Source organism: Janibacter hoylei PVAS-1 (genome assembly GCF_000297495.1).
Lineage (GTDB): Bacteria > Actinomycetota > Actinomycetes > Actinomycetales > Dermatophilaceae > Janibacter > Janibacter hoylei.
The window spans coordinates 24,262-48,114 of the sequence record NZ_ALWX01000003.1 but is presented as its reverse complement, the minus strand read 5'-3'; the positions used below and the strand labels follow the sequence as shown (position 1 = coordinate 48,114).

The following is a 23,853-nucleotide window of genomic DNA, read 5'->3' as shown; positions in this document are numbered from 1 at the left end:
GTCAGGCCTCGAAGGGGGCGAGCAGCCGCTTGAGCGCGCGGGTGAGCGCGGCCCGCTCGTCGGCCGACATGTCGTCGAGGAGCTCGCCCTCGCGGGCCAGCAGGTCGGCCATCGCGGCGTCGACCGCCGCTTGGCCTCCCTGCGTCAGGCGGACGATGACCCCCCGACGGTCGGTGGGCGACGGGAGGCGCTCGACCCAGCCCTTGGTGGCGAGGCGGTCGATGCGGTTGGTCATCGTCCCCGAGGTCACGAGGGTCTCCTGGACCAGGCGGCCGGGGGAGAGCTGGTAGGGCTCGCCGGCGCGGCGCAGCGCGGAGAGCACGTCGAACTCCCAGCCCTCGAGCTCGTGCCGGGCGAAGGCGCTCGTGCGGTCGAGGTCGAGCAGCCGGGCGAGCCGGGAGACGCGTGAGAAGACGTGCAACGGCTCGACGTCGAGGTCGGGACGCTCGCGGCGCCAGGCCTCGACGATGGCGTCGACGTCGTCGGACGGGTCGTGGCGGCTGCTCATCCGTCAAGAATACCTGCGGTCGTGAATCTTGATATCGAGACATATGCATGGTCGTTGGTTAGGCTGCACGGACCCGAACGAGGAGGCACGCACACATGACGGTGACCTGGGACCCGACCCGCTACGGCCAGTTCTCGAGCGAACGCTCCCGACCCTTCGTGGATCTCATGGCACGCGTCGACGCGCAGGAGCCGGGGCTCGTCGTCGACCTCGGCTGCGGCAACGGCCCGCTGACCCTCTCGCTCGCCGAGCGCTGGCCGCAGGCCAGGGTCGTCGGGGTGGACAGCAGCGTCGAGATGCTCGACGCGGCGCGCGCCCTCGACACCGACGGGCGCGTCGAGTGGGTCGAGGCCGACCTCGCCGACTGGGACATCGCCAGCCTGGGCGCGGCGCCCGACGTCATCGTCAGCAATGCTGCGCTGCAGTGGGTGCCACGCCACCTGCCCCTCATCGAGACCTGGGTCGACGCCCTCGCCGCGGACGGCTGGTTTGCCCTGCAGGTGCCGGGCAACTACGACGCGCCGACCCACGCGCTCATGCGCGAGACGGCGGTCGACCACCCGCGCAGCGGCGAGCTCGAGGCCGCGAGCAAGCGCTTCGGCGCCGGCGACCCGTCGACCTACCTGCAGGTGCTCACGGCTCGCGGGCTCGCCGTCGACGCGTGGGAGACGACCTACACGCACGTGCTCGACCCCGAGGGGGCCAGTGACAACCCGGTGCTCGACTGGGTCAGCGGCACCGGTCTGCGACCGATGCTCGAGGTCCTCGAGGACGAGGGCGAGCGCGAGGCCTTCCTCGCTGCCTACGCCGCCAAGCTGACGGCCGCCTACCCGCGCACCCCCGCCGGGGTCCTCCTGGCCTTCCGTCGCGTCTTCGCCGTCGGGCGCAAGGCGTGAGCGTCCTCGGGCTGCACCACGTCCAGATCGCCTGTCCCGCAGGCAGCGAGGACGCGCTGCGGGCCTTCTACGGTGACCTCCTCGGGATGCCGGAGATCCCCAAGCCGCGGGTCCTCGCGGCCCGCGGTGGAGCGTGGTTCCAGGCGGGGGACCGGGAGCTGCACTGCGGCGTCGAGGCCGACTTCACTCCGGCGCGCAAGGCCCACCCGTGCTTCCTCGTCGACGACGTCGACGCCCTGGCGGAGGCCGTGACGGCTGCCGGGGGGAGAGGTGCGCTGGGACGAGGCGATCCCGGGGGTGCGGCGCTTCCACACCGATGACCCGGTGGGGAACAGGGTCGAGCTCCAGCAGGCCTGACCTCCGCCATTCCCATACACCCCGCACGTGCAGGCGTGCGCGGTGCATGGGAACCGGGCGAAGGGAGGTCAGTTCCGCCCGTGCAGCGTGGGGTGGGGCTCGAGGCCGTCGAGACCGTTCCACGCGAGGTTGACGAGGTGGGCGGCCACGGACTCCTTGTCCGGCTGGCGGGTCTCGAGCCACCACTGCCCCGTGAGGGAGACCAGACCGACGAGCATCTGGGCGTACATCGGCGCCGTGGTCGGGTCGAAACCCCGCTGCTCGAAGGGCTCGGAGAGCAGGTGGGCGACCTGGGTCGCGACATCGGAGATCAGCGAGGAGTAGGTGCCGCTGGGGGCCTCGCCGGAGACGTCCCGCGCGAGGATGCGGAAGCCGTCCGGTGAGCCCTCGATGTAGTCGAGCAGCGCGAGAGCCGCTCGCTCGATGATCTGCCGGTCGGTGCCGCCCGCGGTGAGCGCCGTCGTCACGGCCTCGGTGAGGACGCTCAGCTCACGGTCGACGACCACGGCGTAGAGCCCCTCCTTGCCGCCGAAGTGCTCGTACACGACCGGCTTGGACACCTCGGCCGCGCCGGCGATCTCCTCCACGGAGGTGCCGTCGACCCCCTTCGCCGCGAAGAGTCCGCGCCCGACGCTCACGAGCTGCTCACGCCGTGCCGCACCGGTCATGCGCGGGCGGCGCGGCGGCCGCCCTTCGTCCTGCTGGCTCATGCCCCCATTGTCGGTGACGGCACGGAGCAGCCTGTCGACTACCCTGACCGTGCCGCTCCGGCGGCATTCCCCGGTTGGTCTGCCGGCAGGGCCCGCCTGACTTTGAATCAGGACTAGCGACGTAGGTTCGACTCCTACCCGGGGAGCCATCGGTCGACGCCGATCGGCCACAATGAGCCGGTGAGCGCCCCCCACGACCTCTCCCCTCAGCCCTCCCGCGCGGTGCCGCGCGCACTCAAGGTCGTCGGCGTGCTGGCCCTCGTCGGGATGTTTGCCGCAGGGGTCGTCTCCTTCCTACCCGGTGGTCTCGGGGCGCTCAGCGGGCGCCTCGACCCGCCGGAGGTCTCGGGCAACATCGTCTGGGACAGCGAGGACCTGTCGGTCCAGCTCGGGCCCGACGGGTGGGTGACCCACCCCGGCGGCGGGGGCGACTACGTCGCCCGCAACGTGCACACCGGCGAGTCGTGGACGATCGGCGAGCTCGACTCGCAGATGTCGATCTCGCAGGACGGGGTCGTCGTGCAGCCGGGCGATGCCAAGGTGCTCGTGCAGCGTGAGGGGTCGACGAGCTCGCGGACGACGAAGGAGATCGCCGACGAGCTCGGGGAGGACGACCTGTGGGGTGGCGAGGACGTGCAGACCGTCGCCTTCGGCGAGGAGCAGGTCGTCGTCACGACCTGTGTGGCCCCGTCGCCCTCACGTCTCACCGAGGAGGTCGAGGGTGGCAAGGCCGTGCTCGCCGGTCTCTCCCTCGAGGACGCCTCGATCGACTGGGTCAAGGACGTCGGGATCGAGTGCGGGCCCGACGCTCGGCCGCTGAGCAAGCCCCGGACCCTGCCCGCACAGCAGTACGCCCTCCTGGTGCCGAGCGAGGAGCACCTCCTCGTCATCGACGTCGCGACGGGCGAGGTCGTGCTCGAGCGCTCGGGCCGTCCCCGGAGCGACATCGTCATCAGCGGTGACAAGGCGCTCGTGAACGAGAGCGACGACGACGTCGTCGGTTGGCGGTCCCTACGCACCGGCAAGGAGCTCGCCCGGGTGGAGTGCCCGTGGGCCTCCCCGGGACGACCCGACGAGATCACCCAGCAGCTGTCGCCGGAGGTCACCCCCTTCGTCACCTGCCGCGACCGCGTCCACGTCGTCGAGGACGACGACTTCGTCGAGATCGACGCCCCGCCGTTGGCCACGGGCGAGGAGCTGCCCGACGGGCAGCAGGTCGCCCATGGTCGCCACCTGCTCCAGCGTGACGGCGACCAGGTGACCCTGCGGGACGGCCTGCAGGACCAGGAGATCGGCGTGCTCGACGTGCCCGACGGCATGAAGCTCGGCGCCTTCGGCCCGGTGGGCCGGCTCATCACCTTCACCGAGTTCGACACCGGAGGCGAGCGGCCCCGAGGTGCCTACCGGGCCTTCGACACCCGCACCGGGGAGATGGTCGTGACGACCAATGGCGTCATGCGGGCCGGTGCCGACACCTCGCCTGACGGCGTGATCCTCGTCGAGGCCGACGACGAGGACATCGAGGGCACACGGCTGTGGGTCGCGGCGCCGAAGGGGATGCGGTGAGCACCCCGAGCAAGGCTGCCGACGCCACCAAGCTCACCCTCGCGGTGCTCGCCGCCCTGGCGATCGTCGCCTTCCTCGTCGGCGTCGTCCTGCGCGGAGCCATCGGCGGCGGCGGGAGCGTCGACGGCCGGGTCCACTACTACACGTCCGAGCGGTCCCACAGCGTGCGCATCGGGCCCAACGGGTGGTTCACGTACGGCGACGAGGACGGTGAGTGGGTGGAGCACGCGCCGACGGGTGAGCGGTGGGGCGGGTCGCGCTTCTACGGCGACGGCACGCTCACCTCCGACGGCGCCCTCGTCTCGACCCTCGGTGGTGACGTCCGGGTCGAGCGTGCGGACGGCGAGGTCGAGGCACGGGCCACCGACCTGCTCGTCGCCCACGGCGACAAGGCCGTCCGGCCCGGGGACGAGGCCGAGTTCGTCGGGATGTCGACCCGGCACGTCGCGGTGGTCTCGTGCATGTCACCGGGAGGTGGCGCCCGCCTCGGCGAGGACGTCACCGGCGGCCGCCTCGTCGTCTCCGGGGTGGTGCTCGAGGACGCGAGCGTCGCCTGGAGCCACGACACCGAGGTCGGCTGCGACGTCGACCTGGCGACGCTCTACCCCGGCGGTCTGCCGGAGCAGCGCTATGCCCTCATCACCCCCGACGAGGAGACGACGCAGGCGCTCGACCTCGACACCGGCAAGGTGGCGCGCACCTGGCAGGACGCGCCCCGCGGGCGCGTCCTCGTGCGCGAGGACGAGGCGATCCACCGGGCGGGCGACGTGGTGACGGTGACCTCCCTTCGCTCGGGGGAGGAGCTGGCGCGCACGTCGTGCCCCGGCGCGCGCTTGGACAACCCCGGGGACTCCGGGGGCCGCCTCGCCGGCGAGGCGACACCGGTCGTGCGGTGCGACGACGGCGTGCGGCTGCTCGACGGCGACCGCGTCGTCACCGTGGACGTGCCGCCGGTGGAGCGGTCGCAGGAGGTGCCCGACGGGCGGTCGGTCGTCCACGACCGCTTCGAGATCTCGCGCGACGGCGACACCCTCACCCTGCGCGATGCCCTCGAGGACGAGGTCGTCGGGGACGTCGAGGTGCCCGAGGGCTATCGCATCGCGACCAATGACCCACGGGGTCGGCTCATCGTCTTCTTCCTGCCGACCGACAAGCTCTTCAGCGATGCGGCGGAGAGCTCCTTCCGCATCGTCGACACGCGCACGGCCGAGCTCGTTGCCGAGACCGATGACGGTCTCTCGCCCGGCGCTGATGTCTCGCCGGACGGCTTCGCGGTGCTCCAGGAGTACCAGGAGCGTCGCGGTGGCCGGTACAGCCGCCCCTCCCGCAGCCATGCCTGGGTCGTCGGGGTGGACGAGGTGGAGCGGCGGGACTGATCGGGGGCAGCCGATCGCCTCGTCCGGCCAGGGCCACCACCGCGACGGCAAAACCGCTTGCGCCGTGGACGCGCCCGGAGGCCAGTGGTGGGGGGGGGGCAACCCACAGGCCGTCGTCCTCGTCGAGGGGAGAGCGACCGGGTGGCCCTGCACGCCCTCGCGGACCGACGTGACCTCGACGAAGTCGGCCAGGGCGTCGATCGGGAGCGTCACGTCGTGCTGGGCCTGACGATCGACGGGGACCGGCTCGCCCAGGCGCACGCGTTGTACCAGGAGCACGGGCTCGGGTCGCGCGACGACGCCGTCGCCATGCAGGCCTTCGTCCCCGGGTGGACCTTCGACCCGAAGCGGCCCTGCATGGTGCGCTGAGCCCAGCGCCGCCCATCCGACCAGACCGCCCTCGTCCACCGGACGGGGGCGGTCCGGCGTCCGCGCGCCGCTGCGTAGCCTGCTGGGGTGCGACTCCTCCTCATCCGGCACGGACAGACCCCTCACAACGTCACGGGCGCGCTCGACACCGCCTACCCCGGAGCCGGCCTGACCGAGCTCGGCCAGCGCCAGGCGGCGGCGGTGCCTGCAGCACTCGCCGACGAGGACGTCAGCGCGGTCTACGCCTCGCCGCTCGTGCGCACCCAGCTGACGGGGGTGCCACTGGCGCAGGAGCGCTCGCTCGAGGTACGAGTGCGCGAGGGGCTCGAGGAGATCGCCGCCGGCGACTTCGAGATGCGTGCCGACCAGGTGGCCGTCGAGGGCTACCTCGGTGGGCTGGCCGCGTGGCTGCACCGCGACCTCGACCACGCGGTGCCGGGCGGGACGACCGGCCACGACTTCATGGCGCGCTTCGACGGCGCGGTGCGCTCGATCGCCGGGGCGCACGGTCGCGACGACACCGTCGCGCTCTTCAGCCACGGCGCGGCGATCCGCGTCTTCGCCACGCTCGCGGCGGAGCTGGACGCCGACGACATCGAAGGTCGGTGGATCAACAACACCGGCCTCGTCCTGCTCGACGGCCGGCCGGGGGAGGGCTGGGACCTCGTGCGATGGACCGGTGACCCGCTCGGTGGTGCCCACCTCGCGAGCGTCCGCGCCCACGACGTCACGGGCGAGGCGATCGACGAGGAGCTCGACTGACGTCTCAGCCGCGTGGAGGCTGCTGCCCACCCCGCACCCGGACGCCAGTACGCATGACGCCGGTGACCGCGAGGTCGTCGTCGAGGGCGACGAGGTCGGCCCGGCGCGGTCGGTCGCCGCAGTACTCGCCGACCCGGGGGCGGCGCGAGCTGCTCTGACCCCGGCTCGGTCGATCCCGGCGACGGTCGGCCGCTAGAGTGGCGAGGCGGCCCAGTCGGCCGGCCGCGCCCCCGACACCTCGGAGATCAACCGCGTGAACGACGTCCGTCCAGACGCAGTCATCATCCTCGCCGCCGGCGAGGGAACCCGGATGAAGTCGACCCTCCCCAAGGTCCTGCACCCGATCGGCGGAGCTCCGCTCCTCGGCCACGCGATGCGCGCGGCCGCCGGTGCCGGGGCCAGCGAGACCGTCGTCGTCATCCGCCACCAGCGCGACCGGGTCGCCGACTTCATCGCCGCCTACGGCGAGCGGTGGCAGATCCCATGCCGCACCGCCGACCAGGACGAGGTCAAGGGCACCGGCCGGGCCGTCGAGTGCGGCCTCGAGGCCCTGCCCGCGGACCTCACCGGCACGATCGTCGTCACCATGGGTGACGTGCCACTCCTGTCGGCGGAGACGATCAGCGAGCTGACCCGCGCGCACACGCAGGCGCAGGCCGCGGTCACCGTCGTCACCTCGGTGCTCGAGGACGCCAAGGCCTACGGCCGGATCGTCCGCGACGCCGCGGGCAACGTCGAGCGCATCGTCGAGTTCAAGGACGCGAGCGAGGCGGAGCGGGAGATCCGCGAGATCAACTCCGGCATCTACGCCTTCGACGCCGCCGTGCTCCGCCGCGAGCTCGCCAACGTCACGACGGACAACGCGCAGGGCGAGAAGTACCTCACGGACGTGCTCGAGTTGGCCCGCGCCGCCGGCGGCACCGTCGCCGCCCACGTGCTCGACGACCTCTGGCAGACCGAGGGCGTCAACGACCGCGTCCAGCTCGCCGGCCTGGGCAAGGTGCTCAACCAGCGGGTCCTCGAGCGCCACATGCGCGCCGGCGTGACGATCGTCGACCCCGACTCGACGTGGATCGACGTCGACGTCACCATCGGCCAGGACACCCGCATCCTCCCCGGCACCCAGCTGCTCGGCGCGACGACCATCGGTGCCGAGGCGACGATCGGCCCCGACGTCACCCTCACCGACTGCGAGGTCGGGGACGGCGCCGAGGTCAAGCGGGCCGAGGGCCACCTCGCCGTCGTCGGCGCCGGCGCCACGGTCGGGCCCTTCTCCTACCTGCGTCCCGGGACCGAGCTCGGGGCGAAGGGGAAGATCGGCGGCTTCGTCGAGACGAAGAACGCCAAGATCGGCGACGGGGCCAAGGTCCCGCACCTCACCTACGCGGGTGACGCGATCATCGGCGAGGGGGCCAACATCGGCGCCGGCACGATCTTCGCCAACTACGACGGGGTCAACAAGCACCAGACCGTCATCGGCAAGCACTCCTTCGTCGGCTCCGACACCGTGCTCGTCGCGCCGGTCGAGGTGGCCGACGGTGCCTACGTCGCCGCCGGCTCCGCCCTGACCGACGCGGTCGGGCCCGGCCAGCTCGGCATCGCCCGCGGCCGCCAGCGCAACATCGACGGCTGGGTCGCGGCGCATCGTGCCGGTACGCCCACCGAGGCGGCCGCCCGGGCTGCGGCCACACCCCCTTCGTCCGCCACCCCCGACAGCAGCGAGGACTCCCAGTGACCGGCATCAACAAGACGACCGAGAAGAACCTCATGGTCTTCACGGGGCGCACGCACCCCGAGCTGGCCGACGCGGTCGCCCGCGAGCTCGGCACCGACCTCGTGCCGTCGAGCGCCTACGAGTTCGCCAACGGCGAGATCTACGTGCGCTACGAGGAGTCGGTGCGTGGGTGCGACGCCTTCGTCCTGCAGAGCCACAGCACTCCGATCAACGAAGCGATCATGGAGCAGCTGCTCATGGTCGACGCGCTCAAGCGCGCCAGCGCCAAGCGGATCACCGTCGTGCAGCCCTTCTACGGCTACGCCCGCCAGGACAAGAAGCACCGCGGGCGCGAGCCGATCTCGGCCCGCCTCATGGCCGACCTCTTCAAGACGGCCGGTGCCGACCGGCTCATCGCGGTCGACCTGCACACCGACCAGATCCAGGGCTTCTTCGACGGCCCCGTCGACCACCTCATGGCCCGACCGATCCTCGCCGAGTACGTCAAGGAGAAGTACGGCGACCGCAAGCTCGCCGTCGTCTCCCCGGACGCCGGCCGGATCAAGGTCGCCGAGCAGTGGTCCCGCCAGCTCGGCGGCGTGCCGCTGGCCTTCATCCACAAGACGCGCAACATCGACCGGCCCAACGAGTCGGTCGCCAACCGCGTCGTCGGTGAGGTCGAGGGCCGCTGGTGCGTGCTCGTCGACGACATGATCGACACCGCGGGCACGATCACCAAGGCCGCCGACGCGCTCATGGAGGACGGGGCCGCCGGTGTCATCATCGCCGCGACGCACGCCATCTTCTCCGGGCCGGCGGTCGAGCGGATGCAGGCCTGTGCCGCCGAGGAGGTCATCGTCACCGACACGCTGCCCCTCACGGAGGAGCAGAAGTTCGACGACCTGACGGTCCTGTCGATCGCGCCGCTCGTCTCCCGCGCCATCCGCGAGGTCTTCGAGGACGGGTCGGTCACCAGCCTCTTCAACTGACCCACCACGAGAGCGGCCCGGCGCAGACTCCTTGCGCCGGCCGCTCTCGTCGTCAGGAGCGCCGCGAGCGGTAGGCGGCGGCCGCCAAGCGGTTGCCGCAGCCGCCGTCGCAGTAGCGCCTGGACCGGTTGCGCGAGAGGTCGACGAGCACGTCGTCGCAGTCGTCGGCGGCGCAGACCCGCAGTCGGGAGAGCTCGCCGGCGCGGATGACGTCGACGAGGGCCATCGCCGCCTCGACCTGCATCCGGTCGGCGAAGGGCGCGTCGGCGCCGGTCGCGTGGATGTGCCAGCCGTAGTCGTCGTGGTCGACGAGCTGGGGGAGTGCCTCGCCGGTGCGCAGCAGGTCGTTGACGAGCGCCACCGTGGCCTCGGCGTCGTCCGCCGCCGCCCACACCGCGCGCAGCCGGGGGCGCAGGGCCCGCACCTGCTCGAGCTCGGCGGAGTCGCCGTCGAAGCGCCCCGTCCACGCCCACTCGACGTAGAAGTCGCGCAGTTGGTCGGTCGTCTCCAGAGTGTCGCCCTCGTCGTCGGGGAAGGCCCCGTCCGCGGTGTTGACCAGTGCGGCGGCGGTCTGCAGCGCCACATCCGTGTCATGGGCAAAGACCACATTGACTCCTGACGTCGATCGGGTCTAGCGTCATCGGCATCAGGCTACTTCACCCATGACGTCAGGAGCAGCCGTGGCGGCCGCCGACCTCACCCCGCAGCGCACCCCCTTCGTCGGGTTGCTCGTGGCGCTCGCGTCCGCGGCGACCTTCGGCTCGTCGGGGACCTTCGGCCAGGCGCTGCTCGCCAGCGGCTGGAGCCCCGGCGCGATCGTCACGGCGCGCATCACCGGCGCCGCCCTCGTCATGCTCGTCCCGGCCGCTCTGGCCATGCACGGCCACTGGCACCTGCTACGGCGCAACATCGGTCGGATCATCGCCTACGGGATCTTCGCGGTGGCCGGCTGCCAGTTCGCCTACTTCATGGCCGTCGACCGGCTGTCCGTCGGCGTCGCGCTGCTCCTCGAGTACCTGGCCCCCGTGCTCATCGTCGGGTGGGTATGGGCCCGGCACGGCCGCCGGCCGTCGCGGCTGACGACCGCCGGCGTGGGCGCCGCGATCATCGGTCTCGTCCTCGTGCTCGACGTGACCTCGGGCGCCCGCCTCGACGTCGTCGGGGTCGCATGGGGCCTGCTCGCAGCCATCGGCCTGGTCGTCTTCTTCCTCGTCGCAGCCGACGAGGAAGAGTCACTGCCCCCCATCAGCTTCGCCGGGGGAGGGCTGGCGGTCGGCGCCGTGGGGCTGCTCGTCGTCGCCGCCCTCGGCGTCCTGCCCATGGAGGCCACCACCTCGAGCGTCGACCTCGCCGGCTGGTCCGCCCCTTGGTGGGTGGCGATCGTCGAGCTCGCCGTCGTCGCCGGAGCACTCGCGTACGCCAGTGGCATCGCCGCTGCACGTCTGCTCGGCGGGACCGTGGCATCCTTCGTCGGGCTGAGCGAGGTCCTCTTCGCGATCGTCTTCGCCTGGCTGGTCGTCGGCGAGGCGATGTCGCCGGTGCAGGCGGCCGGTGGCCTCGCGGTCCTCGCCGGCGTCATCGCGGTCAAGCTCGGCGAAAGGGAGGTCGCCGGCGGGCCGCTGCCGACCGACGACGTCGACACCGCGCTCCTCGGCCGCGACGAGGAGACCGACTTGGCCCAGCCCGCGCGGGTCCACTAGTATCCACGGGTTGCCTCGGCGAGGGACGCTGCACGGTCGCAGCGATCCGTGATCGACGCGGTGCCGTCCGTGGGTCCTGTGCCTGCGCGTCGACATCCGTCCGCGCCGCGTCCCACGTCGAGGCCACCGCCGTCAGACTCGCCCGCTCCCCGCGCGGGCACCCCCCCCACGAGCAAGGAGCAACACATGTCCAGCGACGAGATCCGCCTGGTGTCCGACAAGCGCACCGAGTTCGGCAAGGGTGCGGCCCGCAAGCTGCGCCGCGCCGACAAGGTCCCCGCGGTCCTCTACGGCCACGGCGAGGCCCCGATCCACCTCGCGCTGCCCTTCCACGACACCTTCCAGGCGCTGAAGAACCCCAACGCTCTGCTCACCATCGCCGTCGAGGGCGAGTCGGACCAGCTGGCCCTGGCCAAGGACGTCCAGCGCGACCCGATCAAGCCGATCATCGAGCACGTCGACCTCGTCATCGTCAAGCGCGGCGAGAAGGTCACCGTCGAGGTCCCCGTCCACGTCGAGGGCGACGCCGCCCCGGAGACCGTCGTCACGGTCGACAACGCGACCCTCGAGATCGAGGCCGACGTCACCAACCTGCCCGAGGCGCTCGTCGTCTCCGTCGAGGGCCTCGAGGTCGGCACCCAGATCCTCGCCGGCCAGGTCGAGATGCCGGCCGGTTCGACGCTCGCATCCGACGCCGAGCTGCTCGTCGTCAACATCACCCAGCAGATCTCCGCCGAGGAGCTCGAGGCCGAGCTCGCCGAGGCCGAGGCCGAGGCCGGCATCGAGCACGACGCCCCCGAGGACGAGGCCGCCGAGGGCGAGTCCGAGGCCGCCGAGGGTGGCGAGGAGTCCTCCGAGCAGGAGTGACCCACCGCGCGACCTCGCGCAACCACTGCCGAAGGGCGGTGCCTCCCCACGGGGGCACCGCCCTTCGGCGTGCTGGGGTCCTGCGGCTAGTAGCGTCCGCCGCCACCGATGCCGCGTGACAGGACGCCGCCGAGCACCCACCCGACCCCGCGGAAGAGCGCGTAGAGCACCGCCTCCGCGCGGCTCTCGCCCGGCCGGCTCTCGGTGACCAGCGCCCCGAGGCGGATCTCGGGCGAGTGCGGTTGGCGCTGCGCGAGCAGCTGGTGGTCCGTGGGCGATGTCGGCAGGTGCTCGATGACGCGGTCGATCGTCCCCATCGCGGACAGCAGTGCCCCGGTCGCCGCTGACGGGTCGGTCGCCACGGTGGCCTCGACGAGGTCGAGCTGGGAGTCCGCGTGGTCGAGGTCGCTCGCGCACCGGGCGATGTGCTCGGTCTCTGCGTCGTCGGCCGGGGCGGTGTGCTCGACGCGCCGGCGGGCAGTGGCCAGACGCAGGCGGAGGCGCCGGGTCTCACCGTCGATCTCGTCCGGGGTCAGCGGGTCGGTGGCGTGCTGCATGTCGGGAGCCATGGTCCGATCATGGTGGGGGAGCCGGGATCTCGCAGGACGGGCGGTGGCTGTCTGTGGACGACGAGGCGACGGGGCCCCTTGGTCATTGCATAGGGTGTGGCCTCGTGAGTGATGACACCTGGCTCGTCGTCGGTCTCGGCAACCCCGGACCCCAGTACGCCGGCAACCGGCACAACGTCGGCGCGATGGTCATCGACCACCTCGCAGAGCGGGCCGGGGCCCGTCTGCGCACGCACAAGGCGGGCGCGGCGGCCGAGTCGGTGCGGCTGGGCTCGACCCGGGCGATCATCGGCATCCCGAGCTCGTACATGAACCTCTCCGGTGGCCCGACCAAGGGCCTGGCGAGCTTCTTCTCCGTCCCCCCGGAGCGCACGATCGTCGTGCACGACGAGCTCGACATCCCCTTCGGCGAGGTGCGGCTCAAGCTCGGCGGTGGCGAAGGGGGGCACAACGGCCTGCGCTCGATCACCAGCTCCTTCGGGACGAAGGACTACCTGCGCGTGCGCGTGGGCATCGGTCGCCCGCCGGGGCGGATGGACGCCGCTGCCTACGTGCTCAAGGACTTCTCGGCGACGGAGCGCAAGGAGCTGCCCTTCCTCGTCGACGACGCCGCGGACGCGGTCGAGCTGCTCATCGACAAGGGCCTGACCGACGCCCAGCAGGTCGTCCACGCGCCGCGTCCGTGAGCCGGCCCACCTGACCGGAGCCGGTCGGCGGATCCCCGCCGCGCGCGAGCGTGACTCGCTGCGCAGCGGGGATCTTCACGTGGTCAGCCCTGCTGCCGCAGCGCGGCCAGGCGCGCCTCGATCTCCGCGTCCTGGCTGTGGTCCTCGAGCTCGGCGAACTGGTCCTCGAGCGTCGCCGCCTGAGCCTCGGCGCGGCCCGTGACGAGGGCCTCCTGCTGACGGATCCGCTCCTCGAAGCGGCCCAGCTCGCTCGTCGGGTCCATGACGTCCATCGACCCGATGGCCTCCTGGACGCGCGACTGCGCCTCCGCGGAGCGCGCGCGGGCGACGAGGGCCGAGCGGCGCGCCTTGAGGTCCTCGAGCTTGGTCTTCATCGTCACGAGCCCGGACTTGAGCTGCTCGACCTGCGCGTTCTGCGCGGCGATCGTCGGCTCGGCCTCCTTGGCCTCGCCCTCGTGCTGGATCTGGCGCTGGAGCGCCACGCGGGCGAGGTTGGTGAACTTGTCGGCGCCCGCGGTGTCGCCGGCGGCGGTCAGCTCATCGGCCTTCTTGGCCGCGGCGGCCGCCTTGTTGCCCCACTCGGTCGCGGCCTCCTGGTCGGCCTTGAGGTCGCCCTCGGCCATGCGCACGTGGGCGATCGTCTGCGCAACGGCCTCCTCCGCCTCGGCGATGGAGTTGGTGTAGTCCCGGACGAGTTGGTCGAGCATCTTCTCGGGGTCCTCGGCGCGGTCGAGGAGGGCGTTGATGTTGGCCTTGGCGAGCTGGCTGACGCGGCCGAGGATGGTCTGCTTCTGGGTCATCGTGCGTTCCTCCTGGCGGTGGGACCGCCGGTCGTGGTGCGTGGTGGTCGAAGGGAGTGCTGGTCGAGCTGGTGCGGCCGGCCGGTCAGAAGCGACCACCTCCGCCGATGCCGCGGCCTCCGACGCTGGGCCGGCTGTGACTGCGGCTGCGGCTGCTGCCGCCGAAGCCGCCGGACGAGCCGCCCCAGCCACCGCCGCGGCCGCTCACGGCACCGCCGAAGATGCCGCCGAGGATGGCCGTGGCGAGGTCGCCCGAGCTCGTGCCCGACATGCCGCCGGCGATGCCGCCCCCGAAGCCCTGGTAGTCGTCGGAGCGGCTGCTCAGGGTGGCGACGACGCGCTCGACGAGGACCTCGGCGTCGGTGAGGTGCTCGGAGGCGAGGTCGAGGTTGCGCTCCCGCTCGCTGTGCGCTGCGGCGAGCTGGCGCGAGGCCTCGGCGATCTGCGCGCGGGGCGGGGCGTCGAGGATCCCGCGCATCGAGTCGATCTGCCGCTGGACGGTGTTGATCCGCGCGCGCACGTGCTCGTAGCGCCGGTTGAACTTCTCGGTGCGGGCTGCCGTGCGGTCGGCGTCCTTGCGGTAGCGCTCCAGCGCCGAGTCGAGGTAGTGCTCGGCGCGCTCGAGGGCACCGAGCGCGGCAATGACGTCACCGCCGGCACCGGCACGGGCTGCGGTGCCGAGCTCGACAGCCCGCTGGGCCTCGCTGGCCGCGGAGATCGTCATCTGGTCGTTGGCCTGCAGCCGCTTGACGTCGAGCAGGTCCGAGGAGATCGACGCGAGGGCCGTGTCGAGGGCGCTCGTCGCGTCGGCGAGGACGGAGCGGGCCGAGAGCACAGCGTCGACGAGGGCATCGGCCTGGCCGAGGGCGTCCTCGGCGGCGCGGGCCGCGGCGACTGCGGAGGGGCGGTCGTCGGCCTGCAGGTGCTGCTCGCCGGAGGTGACGAAACCGCGGGCCGCCTCGACGAGGCGCGGGGCCTGCTCGAGGTTGCCCGCCAAGGTCGCCAGGGAGCTGCGCGCGTGCGTCGCGCCGAGCCCGTCGAGCTCCTGGCGGGCGACCGGCAGGCGCTGCTCGACCTCGGTGGTGCGGGTGCGCAGGGAGGCGAGGAACTGCGGGACGGAGGCCTCGAGGTCGCGCAGCTGGGTGAACTCCGCCTCCTGGGCGTCGAGCTCGTCATCGGCGGCCCGGGTCAGGTCGAGGATCTGCGCGAGCCGGGCCCGCTCCTCGGCCTCGACGAGGCGGCCGGCGCCGCGGGCGATGTCGAGCTCCTGCTGGATGCGGAAGGCCTCGGCCGAGCGCGAGCGGGCGGACTCGAGGGCGGAGGTGAACTGCTGCGTGGCCTGCTCGCCGAACTGTGCCTGCGCGAAGGCGAGCTCCTCGCCGGAGGAGCGGATTGCGTTGTCGAGGTCGACGAGGGCGGTCGCGACGTCGCGCCGGAGCTGGTCGATCGGCACCGAGGACATGACACCAGCCGGCTGGTCGATCGGCGGGGGCGCCGGCTGCTGCCGGTCCTTCAGGCCCCGGAGGTTGCGGACGACCCGCATGGCGACCGGGCCGACGGCCATGAGGACGAAGAGGATGGGAAACCAGCTGAAGAGGTTGAAGCCGCCGAAGATCCCGCCGCCGCTGTCGTACCCGCCGGAGCTCGACCCGCCGGTGTACGCCTCGGTGTCGCCGATCTCGCCGAGCCCCTCGGCCGCGGCCGTGACGGCGCCGTCCCAGTCGTCGTCGCCGAGCTCGGGCTCGACGTAGCGGGACTGGGTGCGGCTGATGCCGTACTCGGTGACGCCGTAGCCCTCGGTGGCCCACATGCCGTAGGCGCGGTCCTCGACGGCGACGGCGAGCAGCACGTCGTTGCCGCCGAAGCCGGACTCCTCGTAGGTGTCCTGGACCCACTGGTCACCGCTGCGGCCGTCGAAGCTGTCGACGAAGACGACCCACAGCTGGATGTCGTGCTCCTCCTCGAGCGTCTCCAGGTCGCTCTGGAGGGCGGCCTCGTCGAGGACGTCGGCCCGGTCGGTGATCCGGTCCCGGAGGGCGAAGGGGGCGTCCGCCGGCACGGCGGAGACGGTCACCGGCGCCGTGGCCGGACTCGTCGCCGCGACGGCGGGGGCGCTGCCGAGCAGGAGGATGGTCGTGCCGGCGAGGGCGCACACCGCACCACCGAGACGTCGTCCGCGGTCGCTCATGCGCTGGCCAAACCCCCTGGTGCGAGACGCCCGTCGGTCCACCGGCGTCGGTGCCTGCTGAGTATTGCAGACGAGTGCGGCAGAATCCTGAGCAGCATGAGTGCCTCCCTCGCCCCCCTCCTCAGCGCGATCGCCGCCCTTCCCGGCCTCGCGGACATCCCCCGACACCGCTCCGCGAGCGATCAGGTCGACGTCGTCGCGCCCACCGGGCTGCGCGCGCCGACCGTCGCCTGCATCGGCGGCGAGTCGGCGCACGACGCCCCGCGACTCGTCGTCACCTCGACGGCTCGCGAAGCCGACGACGTCGCGGCCGCGCTCGGGGAGCTCGTCGGCCCGGAGGCCGTCGTCACCTTCCCGAGCTGGGAGACGCTGCCGCACGAGCGGCTCAGCCCGCGCAGCGACACGGTCGGCCGGCGTCTGGCCGTGCTGCGCCGGCTGCGCCACCCCGACCCGACGGGGGAGGGGCACGACCGCCCCGGCTACGTCGTCGCCTCCGTGCGGGCCGTGCTCCAGCCGATCGCCCGGGGGCTGGCCGACCTCGAGCCGGTGCGCCTGCGCGTCGGCGACGAGCGGGCTCTGGCCGAGGTGACCGCTGCGCTCGCGGCTGCGGCCTACGTGCGCACCGACCTCGTCGAGCGACGGGGGGAGTTCGCGGTGCGCGGCGGCATCCTCGACGTCTTCCCGCCCACCGAGGAGCACCCGGTGCGCGTCGAGTTCTTCGGCGACACCGTCGACGAGATCCGGTGGTTCAAGGTCGCCGACCAGCGCAGCCTCGAGACCGCGGAGGAGCTGTGGGCGCCCCCGTGCCGCGAGATCCTGCTCACCGACGACGTCCGACGCCGTGCCGCCTCGCTCGCGCAGGAGCTTCCCGGCGTCGCCGACATGCTGCTCAAGGTCGCCGAGGGCATCGCCGTCGAGGGCATGGAGTCGCTCGGCCCGGTGCTCGTCGACGGGATGGAGTCGATCCTCGACGTGCTGCCCGAGGGAGCAGGCGTGGTCCTGCTCGACCCCGAGCGGGTGCGGGCACGTGCCCACGACCTCGTCTCGACGAGCGCCGAGTTCCTCGAGGCGAGCTGGGCCAACGCTGCCGCGGGCAATGCCGTGCCCATCGACCTCGAAGGGGTCCTCGGCACCGCCTCCCACTGGACCCTCGCGCAGGCCCGTGAGCACGCCCTCGACCTCGGCCTGCCGTGGTGGACGGTCACCCCCTTCGCCGTCGACGACGAGCTCGACGCCATCGCCGCCGACCTCGACGACAGGGTCGACCACGACCACGTCGGCCTGCGGGTGCCAGCCGAGGAGCCGCCGCGCTTCCGCGGCAACACCGAGCAGGCCGTCGCCCAGCTGGCCGAGTGGGCCGGCGCCGGCTGGCGGATCCTCGTCGCCACCGACGGTGCCGGACTGGTCACCCGCGTTGCGCAGGTGCTCGGCGAGGCCGGGATCGCCACCCGCACCACGGCTGCCGGCGAGCCGGTCGAGCTCTCCGACGGCGTGGTCACGCTCGTGCGGGCCAGCCTCGGCACCGGCTTCGTCGCACCCGAGCAGCGGCTCGCCGTGCTCACCGAGGCCGACCTGCTCGGCTCGAGCGGTGCCGGCGCGACGACCCGCGACATGCGCCGCATGCCCTCGCGGCGACGCAAGCAGGTCGACCCCCTCCAGCTGCGGCCCGGCGACCACGTCGTCCACGAGCAGCACGGCGTCGGCTCCTTCGTCGAGATGATCCAGCGCACCGTGCAGGGCGCCACCCGCGAGTACCTCGTCATCGAGTACGCGCCGTCGCGGCGCGGCCACCCGGGCGACCGGCTCTTCGTGCCGACCGACCAGCTCGACCAGGTGACCCGCTACGTCGGCGGTGAAGCGCCCCAGCTCAACAAGATGGGCGGCAGTGACTGGCAGAAGACGAAGTCGCGGGCCAAGCGGCACGTCAAGCAGATCGCCGGCGAGCTCATCCGTCTCTACAGCGCGCGCATGGCGACCCCCGGTCACGCCTTCGGGCCGGACACGCCGTGGCAGCGCGAGCTCGAGGACGCCTTCGCGCACATCGAGACGCCCGACCAGCTGAGCACCATCGACGAGGTCAAGGCGGACATGGAAAAGACGGTCCCGATGGACCGTCTCATCTGCGGTGACGTCGGCTATGGCAAGACCGAGATTGCCGTCCGGGCCGCCTTCAAGGCGATCCAGGACGGCAAGCAGGTCGCGGTGCTCGTGCCGACGACGCTGCTCGTCCAGCAGCACCTCAACACCTTTTCCGAGCGGTACGCCGGCTTCCCCGTGACGGTCAAGGCGCTCAGCCGCTTCCAGACCGACAAGCAGGCCAAGGAGGTGCTCGAGGGGATGGCCAGCGGTGCCGTCGACCTCGTCATCGGCACCCACCGCATCCTCGGCAACGAGGTGAAGTTCAAGGATCTCGGCCTGGTCATCATCGACGAGGAGCAGCGCTTCGGCGTCGAGCACAAGGAGCAGCTGAAGGCCCTGCGCACCAACGTCGACGTGCTCGCGATGTCGGCCACCCCGATCCCGCGGACCCTCGAGATGGCGGTGACCGGCATCCGGGAGATGTCGACGCTCGCCACTCCGCCCGAGGAGCGGCACCCGGTGCTCACCTTCGTCGGCGGGTACGAGGAAAAGCAGGTGGCGGCCGCGATCCACCGCGAGCTCATGCGCGAGGGGCAGGTCTTCTACGTCCACAACAACGTCGGGACGATCGAAAAGGCAGCGGCCCGCATCCGCGAGCTCGTCCCCGACGCCCGGGTCGAGACCGCCCACGGCAAGATGGGCGAGCACCGGCTCGAGCAGGTCGTCCTCGACTTCTGGGAGCGACGCTTCGACGTCCTCGTGTGCACGACGATCGTCGAGACCGGCCTGGACATCTCCAATGCCAACACGCTGATCCTCGACCGGGCCGACCGCTTCGGCCTGAGCCAGCTGCACCAGCTGCGCGGGCGCGTCGGTCGAGGTCGGGAGCGGGCCTATGCCTACTTCCTCTACCCGCCGGACAAGCCTCTGACCGAGACGGCGCACGACCGGCTGCAGACGATCGCGAGCAACACCGACCTCGGTGCCGGCATGCAGGTCGCGATGAAGGATCTCGAGATCCGCGGCGCCGGCAACCTGCTCGGTGGCGAGCAGTCCGGCCACATCGCCGGCGTCGGCTTCGACCTCTACGTCCGGATGGTCGGCGAGGCGGTCGCCGACTTCAAGGGCGAAGGGGAGTCCGCCCCCGCCGAGGTGAAGATCGAGCTGCCCGTCGACGCGCACCTGCCGCACGAGTACGTCCCGGGGGAACGGCTGCGCCTCGAGGCCTACAAAAAGCTGGCGTCCGCCGACACCGAGGCCGACCTCGCCGAGATCGTGGAGGAGCTCACCGACCGCTACGGCGAGCCGCCGGAGCCGGTGCGCAACCTCGTCGAGGTCGCGCGGCTGCGCATCGTCGTGCGGTCCGCCGGCCTCACCGATGTCGTCGCGGTGGGCAACAACGTGCGCTTCGCGCCGGTGCAGCTGCGCGAGAGCCAGCAGCTGCGTCTGGCCCGCCTCTACCCGAAGTCGAGCTACAAGGAGGGCACCCAGACGGTGCTCGTCCCGAAGCCCACGACGGCACGCATCGGGGGCTCCCCCCTTCGCGACACGGCGGTGCTCTCCTGGGCCACCGACCTCATCCGTCAGGTCATGCTCGATGATGTCATTGTGGACAGCGGGGCGACGGCGCCCCGAGACACCTCGCGCTCGCGCTGAGGATCGGACGAAAGGACCACCCGTGCCCGCTCGACTCCCCATCCGTCGGCCTGCCCGGCTCGCCGCCCTCGCGGCCGGCGCGACCCTGGTGCTCACCGCGTGCGGGGGGGAGCGACGACGGCGGTCCGCCGGCCGAGGGCAGCAGTGCCGTCGCCGCCACCGTCGATGGTCAGGAGATCACCGTCGGTGACGTGCAGCGCACGACTCGTGAGCTGCGGACCTTCCTCGAGGCGCAGGCCGCCAGCTCGGGCCAGCAGCCGCAGCAGCTCGACACCGACGGCGTCGTCACGCTGCTCGTGCAGACGCCCGGGGGTGCTCGACTACGCGCAGGAGCAGGGCAAGAGCGTCCCCTCGGCGGGCTCGGTCCGCAAGAGCCTCGAGCAGGTCCTGCCGAGTGCCTCCGACGTGACCATCGACTTCTTGCGCGCCAATGCCGTGAGCGCGCAGCTCGACGAGACCGAGCGCACCGAGCTGGTCGAGCACATCGAGAGCCAGCGGGTCTCCGTCAGCCCGCGCTATGCCGCCGCCCGCGACGAGACGCCCGACTGGATCAAGGCCCCCGTCGAGCAGCAGACCCCGCTGGAGACGCCCTGACCGCCGGGCGGGTCGTCCTGCTCGCGACGAGCCCACGGGTCTCGCCCGGGCTCCTCAGCCGCGACGCGTGGCGGGCCCTCGAGTCCGCCGACCGTGTGCTGGTGGCCGACCCCGATGATGCCCTGCCGGTCGCGCTCGTCGACGACGGCGTCACGGTCGAGCGCATCGAGGCCAGCTCGCCCGACGAGCGGGCCCGCGCGCTCGTCGACGCGACGACGGGAGGTGTGGTCGTCTGGGTCGGCTCGCCGGACGGGGACCCGGGCCTGAGCGACGCCCTCGCCGCCGAGGTCTCCCGGCTCGACGACGCGCCCGAGGTCGAGGTGCTCGTCGGGTCCTGGGACGTCGAGGGCGGGCGCCTGCTCGACGCCGTCGCCGTCATGGACCGGCTGCGCTCGCCGGGCGGGTGCGCCTGGGTGGCGGCGCAGGACCACGCGAGCCTGGTCCCCTTCGTCCTGGAGGAGGCGCACGAGGTGACCGAGGCGCTTGAGGCGGTCGTCGCCGACCCCGACGACGTGCGGCTGCGCGGAGAGCTCGTCGACGAGCTCGGCGACCTGCTCTTCCAGGTGCTCTTCCACGCCCGGGTCGCCGCCGACCACCCGTCGGCGTCCTTCACCGTCGACGACGCCGCCGCGGCCCTCGTGGACAAGCTCGTGCGGCGCAACCCCCACGTCTTCGGCGACGCCACGGCCGAGACCCTCGAGGAGATCGAGGCGCAGTGGCAGGCGATCAAGGCGCAGGAGAAGGCACAGGACTGACGCATTCCCTAGGGAAATCACCACCCAACCCCACATCTCCCTAGGGAAATCACCACCAACCCCACATTTCCCTAGGGAAATGCGCAGGTCCGGGGCGGGTCCCTAGGGTCGGGGGCATGGACCAGCGGATCAGCCTCGTCACCCTCGCCGTCGGCGACCTCGCGGCGAGCCGCCGCTTCTACCTCGACGGCCTCGGCTGGCGGGCGGAGCTCGACGTGCCGGACGAGGTCCTCATGATCCGCGCGGGGGAGCGGCTGATCCTCTCGCTGTGGGACGCCGCCGAGTTCGAAGGGGAGGTCGGCCCCCTTCGTCGTGGGGAGGCCTGGCGCCGATCACCTTGGCGCACAACGTCGCCCGACCCGAGGAGGTCGACGAGATCCTCGCCCTAGCGCGCAGCGCGGGCTCGCCGGAGATCTCGACGGCCCAGCAGCGTGACTGGGGTGGGTACACGGGCTATTTCGCCGACCCCGACGGGTTTCGCTGGGAGATCGCGGTCAACCCCGGGCCCATCGGGCAGACTGTGCTGCCGCCCGCGTCCCGCGACGAAGAGCGGCTCACTCCCTTCGACCAGCTGATCGGTCCCGCGGTCGACGGCTGGACCCCGCCGCCTCGACCCGACCTACCGGCGACCGTCGGTCGCTGGTGCACCGTCGAACCGCTCGCGCCCGCCCACGCCGTCGAGCTGGCGCCCGAGGTCGCCAGCCCGGACCACGACGCCCTGTGGACCTACCTGCCCGTGGAGCGGCCCCTCGACGTCGACGCCTACGTCGCCGGCCGGCTCGCCGGCGACACCGTCGAGGTGCTCGTCCGCGACGGTGACGGGATCGCCTGCGGTCTCGTGAGCCTCATGCGCATCGACCGGGCCCACGGCGTCGTCGAGATCGGCAACGTCGTGTTCGGCCCGCGGCTGCGGCGCACGACCGCCGCGACCGAGGCGATGTCGCTGCTCGCGCGGCACGTCTTCGACCTCGGCTACCGGCGCCTGGAGTGGAAGTGCGACAGCCTCAACGCCCCCTCCCGCCGGGCTGCCGGGCGGCTCGGCTTCGCCCACGAGGGCACCTTCCGCCGGCACGTCGTGACGAAGGGGAGGTCCCGCGACACCGCGTGGTTCGCCATGACCGTCGACGACTGGCCGCGGGTGCGGGCCGCGCACGACACGTGGCTGGAGCCGGCCAACTTCGTCGACGGCGTCCAGCAACGACGACTGGCCGACTTGCTCGTGGCGGGGTGACCTCCCTTCGCCCGCGCCCGAGGGGCGGGTCGCAGCACGAAGCCCCGTGGCCGAGCCGTTACGCTCGTGGCGACCTTCCCCGTGTATCGAGCACCACCAAGGAGCCGGTAGTGGCCAGCATCGAAGCAATTGGCGCCCGCGAGATCCTCGACTCCCGCGGCAACCCGACCGTCGAGGTCGAAGTCGCCCTCGACGACGGCACCATCGCCCGCGCCGCGGTGCCGAGCGGTGCGTCGACCGGCGCCTTCGAGGCCGTCGAGCGCCGAGACGGCGACAAGAACCGCTACCTGGGCAAGGGTGTCGAGGACGCCGTCCGCGCGATCGAGGACGACCTGACCCCGCGCCTCGTCGGCTTCGACGCCAGCGAGCAGCGCCTCGTCGACGGCGAGATGCTCGCCATCGACGGCACCGAAAACAAGGGCTCGATCGGTGCCAACGCGATCCTCGGCGTCTCGCTCGCCGTCGCCAAGGCCGCGGCCGAGTCGGCCGGCCTGCCGCTCTTCCGCTACGTCGGCGGCCCCAACGCGCACGTCCTGCCCGTGCCGATGATGAACATCCTCAACGGTGGCTCCCATGCGGACTCCAACGTCGACATCCAGGAGTTCATGATCGCTCCGATCGGCGCGCCCTCCTTCCGCGAGGCGCTGCGCTGGGGCACGGAGGTCTACCACTCGCTCAAGTCGGTGCTCAAGGACAAGGGCCTGTCGACCGGCCTCGGTGACGAGGGCGGCTTCGCGCCCAACCTCGACAGCAACCGCGAGGCGCTCGACCTCATCCTCGACGCCATCCGCAAGGCGGGCTACGAGCCCGGCACGCAGATCGCGCTCGCGCTCGACGTCGCGGCCAGCGAGTTCTGCGACAACGGCACCTACACCTTCGAGGGCCAGCAGAAGACCGCCGCGGACATGGCCGCCTACTACGGCGAGCTCGTCGACGCTACCCCCTCGTGTCCATCGAGGACCCGCTCGACGAGGACGACTGGGCTGGCTGGCAGGAGCTCACGACGCAGCTGGGTGACAAGGTCCAGCTCGTCGGTGACGACCTCTTCGTCACCAATCCGGAGCGCCTCGCCCGGGGCATCCAGGACGGCGCGGCCAACGCGCTGCTGGTCAAGGTGAACCAGATCGGCTCGCTCACCGAGACGATGGACGCCGTCGCCCTGGCCACCCGCAGCGGCTACACGTCGATGATGAGCCACCGCTCCGGCGAGACCGAGGACGTCACCATCGCCGACCTCGCCGTGGCGACCAACTGCGGCCAGATCAAGACCGGCGCACCGGCCCGCTCCGAGCGCGTCGCCAAGTACAACCAGCTCCTGCGCATCGAGGAGGAGCTCGACGACGCCGCGGTCTACGCCGGCGCGGGCGCCTTCCCGCGCTTCAAGGGCTGAGGTCGGTCATGGTCGGTACGCCGCGCCGTCGCCCCGCACGCCCTGGTGCGTCGGGGGGCGACGCGGCGACCCGGCACGACCCGGCCAGCCG

At 72.2% G+C, this 23,853-nt stretch carries 22 protein-coding genes, 1 tRNA gene and 1 pseudogene; 18 read left to right on the top strand and 6 right to left on the bottom strand.

The genetic code is table 11. The annotated features are described in order from the left end of the window. Position 1: 1 nt before the first annotated feature. The gene (locus B277_RS00735; RefSeq protein ID WP_007924016.1) at positions 2 to 508 is read right to left on the bottom strand and encodes a MarR family winged helix-turn-helix transcriptional regulator; all 507 of its coding nucleotides are present in this window, start codon (positions 506 to 508) and stop codon (positions 2 to 4) included. A 95-nt stretch (positions 509 to 603) separates the two neighbouring features. On the opposite strand from B277_RS00735, the gene B277_RS00730 reads away from it, so the two are divergent. Both B277_RS00730 and B277_RS00725 read left to right on the top strand, forming a co-directional pair. Further along, a complete protein-coding gene (locus B277_RS00730) occupies positions 604 to 1,404 on the top strand; it encodes a methyltransferase domain-containing protein (RefSeq protein ID WP_007924009.1) in 801 nt (266 codons plus the stop codon). Beyond that, a complete protein-coding gene (locus B277_RS00725; protein WP_007924007.1) occupies positions 1,401 to 1,724 on the top strand; it encodes a VOC family protein in 324 nt (107 codons plus the stop codon). The genes B277_RS00730 and B277_RS00725 overlap by 4 nt, the downstream gene beginning before the upstream one ends. 105 nt (positions 1,725 to 1,829) lie before the next feature. Here B277_RS00725 and B277_RS00720 read toward each other — a convergent pair whose 3' ends face one another. After that, positions 1,830 to 2,429, bottom strand: a complete 600-nt coding sequence (locus tag B277_RS00720) for a TetR/AcrR family transcriptional regulator (protein WP_007924005.1) — start codon at positions 2,427 to 2,429, stop codon at positions 1,830 to 1,832. 109 nt (positions 2,430 to 2,538) lie between these two features. Between B277_RS00720 and B277_RS00715 the strand changes: the two genes are divergently transcribed. The 7 genes from B277_RS00715 to B277_RS00685 all read left to right on the top strand — a co-directional run bounded on the left by B277_RS00715 (position 2,539) and on the right by B277_RS00685 (position 9,247). After that, a tRNA-Gln gene (locus tag B277_RS00715) sits at positions 2,539 to 2,620 on the top strand. Between the two features lie 31 nt (positions 2,621 to 2,651). After that, positions 2,652 to 4,037, top strand: a complete 1,386-nt coding sequence (locus B277_RS16340) for a hypothetical protein (protein ID WP_007924003.1) — start codon at positions 2,652 to 2,654, stop codon at positions 4,035 to 4,037. Further along, a complete protein-coding gene (locus B277_RS00705; RefSeq protein ID WP_128276931.1) occupies positions 4,034 to 5,413 on the top strand; it encodes a hypothetical protein in 1,380 nt (459 codons plus the stop codon). The genes B277_RS16340 and B277_RS00705 overlap by 4 nt, the downstream gene beginning before the upstream one ends. Before the next feature lie 141 nt (positions 5,414 to 5,554). Next, positions 5,555 to 5,782, top strand: a complete 228-nt coding sequence (locus tag B277_RS00700) for a hypothetical protein (RefSeq protein ID WP_007923999.1) — start codon at positions 5,555 to 5,557, stop codon at positions 5,780 to 5,782. 87 nt (positions 5,783 to 5,869) lie between these two features. After that, positions 5,870 to 6,544: a histidine phosphatase family protein gene (locus B277_RS00695; RefSeq protein ID WP_007923998.1), complete on the top strand. Its 675-nt coding sequence runs from the start codon at positions 5,870 to 5,872 to the stop codon at positions 6,542 to 6,544. 253 nt (positions 6,545 to 6,797) lie between these two features. Continuing rightward, positions 6,798 to 8,279 (top strand): bifunctional UDP-N-acetylglucosamine diphosphorylase/glucosamine-1-phosphate N-acetyltransferase GlmU, encoded by a 1,482-nt coding sequence (gene glmU, locus B277_RS00690; RefSeq protein WP_040880444.1) that lies wholly within the window; start codon positions 6,798 to 6,800, stop codon positions 8,277 to 8,279. Continuing rightward, complete coding sequence (locus B277_RS00685; RefSeq protein WP_007923996.1) at positions 8,276 to 9,247, top strand: ribose-phosphate diphosphokinase; 972 nt, start codon at positions 8,276 to 8,278, stop codon at positions 9,245 to 9,247. Before glmU ends, B277_RS00685 begins: the two co-directional genes overlap by 4 nt. 52 nt (positions 9,248 to 9,299) lie before the next feature. On the opposite strand, the gene B277_RS00680 is transcribed toward B277_RS00685, so the two are convergent. After that, positions 9,300 to 9,830 (bottom strand): CGNR zinc finger domain-containing protein, encoded by a 531-nt coding sequence (locus B277_RS00680; RefSeq protein WP_007923995.1) that lies wholly within the window; start codon positions 9,828 to 9,830, stop codon positions 9,300 to 9,302. 79 nt (positions 9,831 to 9,909) lie between these two features. Here B277_RS00680 and B277_RS00675 point away from each other — a divergent pair, with 79 nt between their 5' ends. Together B277_RS00675 and B277_RS00670 are read left to right on the top strand one after the other, a co-directional pair. Next, a complete protein-coding gene (locus tag B277_RS00675; RefSeq protein ID WP_128276930.1) occupies positions 9,910 to 10,947 on the top strand; it encodes an EamA family transporter in 1,038 nt (345 codons plus the stop codon). Between the two features lie 186 nt (positions 10,948 to 11,133). Continuing rightward, positions 11,134 to 11,814, top strand: a complete 681-nt coding sequence (locus tag B277_RS00670) for a 50S ribosomal protein L25/general stress protein Ctc (protein ID WP_007923993.1) — start codon at positions 11,134 to 11,136, stop codon at positions 11,812 to 11,814. 86 nt (positions 11,815 to 11,900) lie between these two features. Here B277_RS00670 and B277_RS00665 read toward each other — a convergent pair whose 3' ends face one another. Then, complete coding sequence (locus B277_RS00665) at positions 11,901 to 12,383, bottom strand: hypothetical protein (protein ID WP_007923992.1); 483 nt, start codon at positions 12,381 to 12,383, stop codon at positions 11,901 to 11,903. Between the two features lie 104 nt (positions 12,384 to 12,487). Here B277_RS00665 and pth point away from each other — a divergent pair, with 104 nt between their 5' ends. After that, positions 12,488 to 13,069: an aminoacyl-tRNA hydrolase gene (gene pth / locus B277_RS00660; protein WP_007923991.1), complete on the top strand. Its 582-nt coding sequence runs from the start codon at positions 12,488 to 12,490 to the stop codon at positions 13,067 to 13,069. An 83-nt stretch (positions 13,070 to 13,152) separates the two neighbouring features. Here pth and B277_RS00655 read toward each other — a convergent pair whose 3' ends face one another. Together B277_RS00655 and B277_RS00650 are read right to left on the bottom strand one after the other, a co-directional pair. Next, positions 13,153 to 13,869, bottom strand: coding sequence for a PspA/IM30 family protein (locus tag B277_RS00655; protein ID WP_007923990.1), 717 nt, complete (start codon positions 13,867 to 13,869; stop codon positions 13,153 to 13,155). 85 nt (positions 13,870 to 13,954) lie between these two features. Continuing rightward, the gene (locus B277_RS00650; protein ID WP_007923986.1) at positions 13,955 to 16,057 is read right to left on the bottom strand and encodes a TPM domain-containing protein; all 2,103 of its coding nucleotides are present in this window, start codon (positions 16,055 to 16,057) and stop codon (positions 13,955 to 13,957) included. A gap of 96 nt (positions 16,058 to 16,153) precedes the next feature. Here B277_RS00650 and mfd point away from each other — a divergent pair, with 96 nt between their 5' ends. The 6 genes and pseudogenes from mfd (at position 16,154) to eno (ending at position 23,762) form a co-directional block, all read left to right on the top strand. Continuing rightward, positions 16,154 to 19,792, top strand: a complete 3,639-nt coding sequence (mfd, locus tag B277_RS00645) for a transcription-repair coupling factor (protein WP_007923984.1) — start codon at positions 16,154 to 16,156, stop codon at positions 19,790 to 19,792. Positions 19,793 to 20,104: 312 nt separating this feature from the next. Further along, positions 20,105 to 20,386 (top strand): hypothetical protein, encoded by a 282-nt coding sequence (locus B277_RS17750; RefSeq protein ID WP_007923982.1) that lies wholly within the window; start codon positions 20,105 to 20,107, stop codon positions 20,384 to 20,386. Continuing rightward, the gene (locus B277_RS00640; protein WP_337590126.1) at positions 20,338 to 21,141 is read left to right on the top strand and encodes a MazG nucleotide pyrophosphohydrolase domain-containing protein; all 804 of its coding nucleotides are present in this window, start codon (positions 20,338 to 20,340) and stop codon (positions 21,139 to 21,141) included. The genes B277_RS17750 and B277_RS00640 overlap by 49 nt, the downstream gene beginning before the upstream one ends. 116 nt (positions 21,142 to 21,257) lie before the next feature. Next, complete coding sequence (locus tag B277_RS17745; RefSeq protein ID WP_007923980.1) at positions 21,258 to 21,530, top strand: VOC family protein; 273 nt, start codon at positions 21,258 to 21,260, stop codon at positions 21,528 to 21,530. Then, positions 21,479 to 22,372, top strand: a complete 894-nt coding sequence (locus B277_RS17200; protein ID WP_007923979.1) for a GNAT family N-acetyltransferase — start codon at positions 21,479 to 21,481, stop codon at positions 22,370 to 22,372. Before B277_RS17745 ends, B277_RS17200 begins: the two co-directional genes overlap by 52 nt. 110 nt (positions 22,373 to 22,482) lie before the next feature. Continuing rightward, a pseudogene (gene eno / locus B277_RS00625) lies at positions 22,483 to 23,762 on the top strand (phosphopyruvate hydratase). The last annotated feature ends 91 nt before the right edge of the window (positions 23,763 to 23,853 follow it).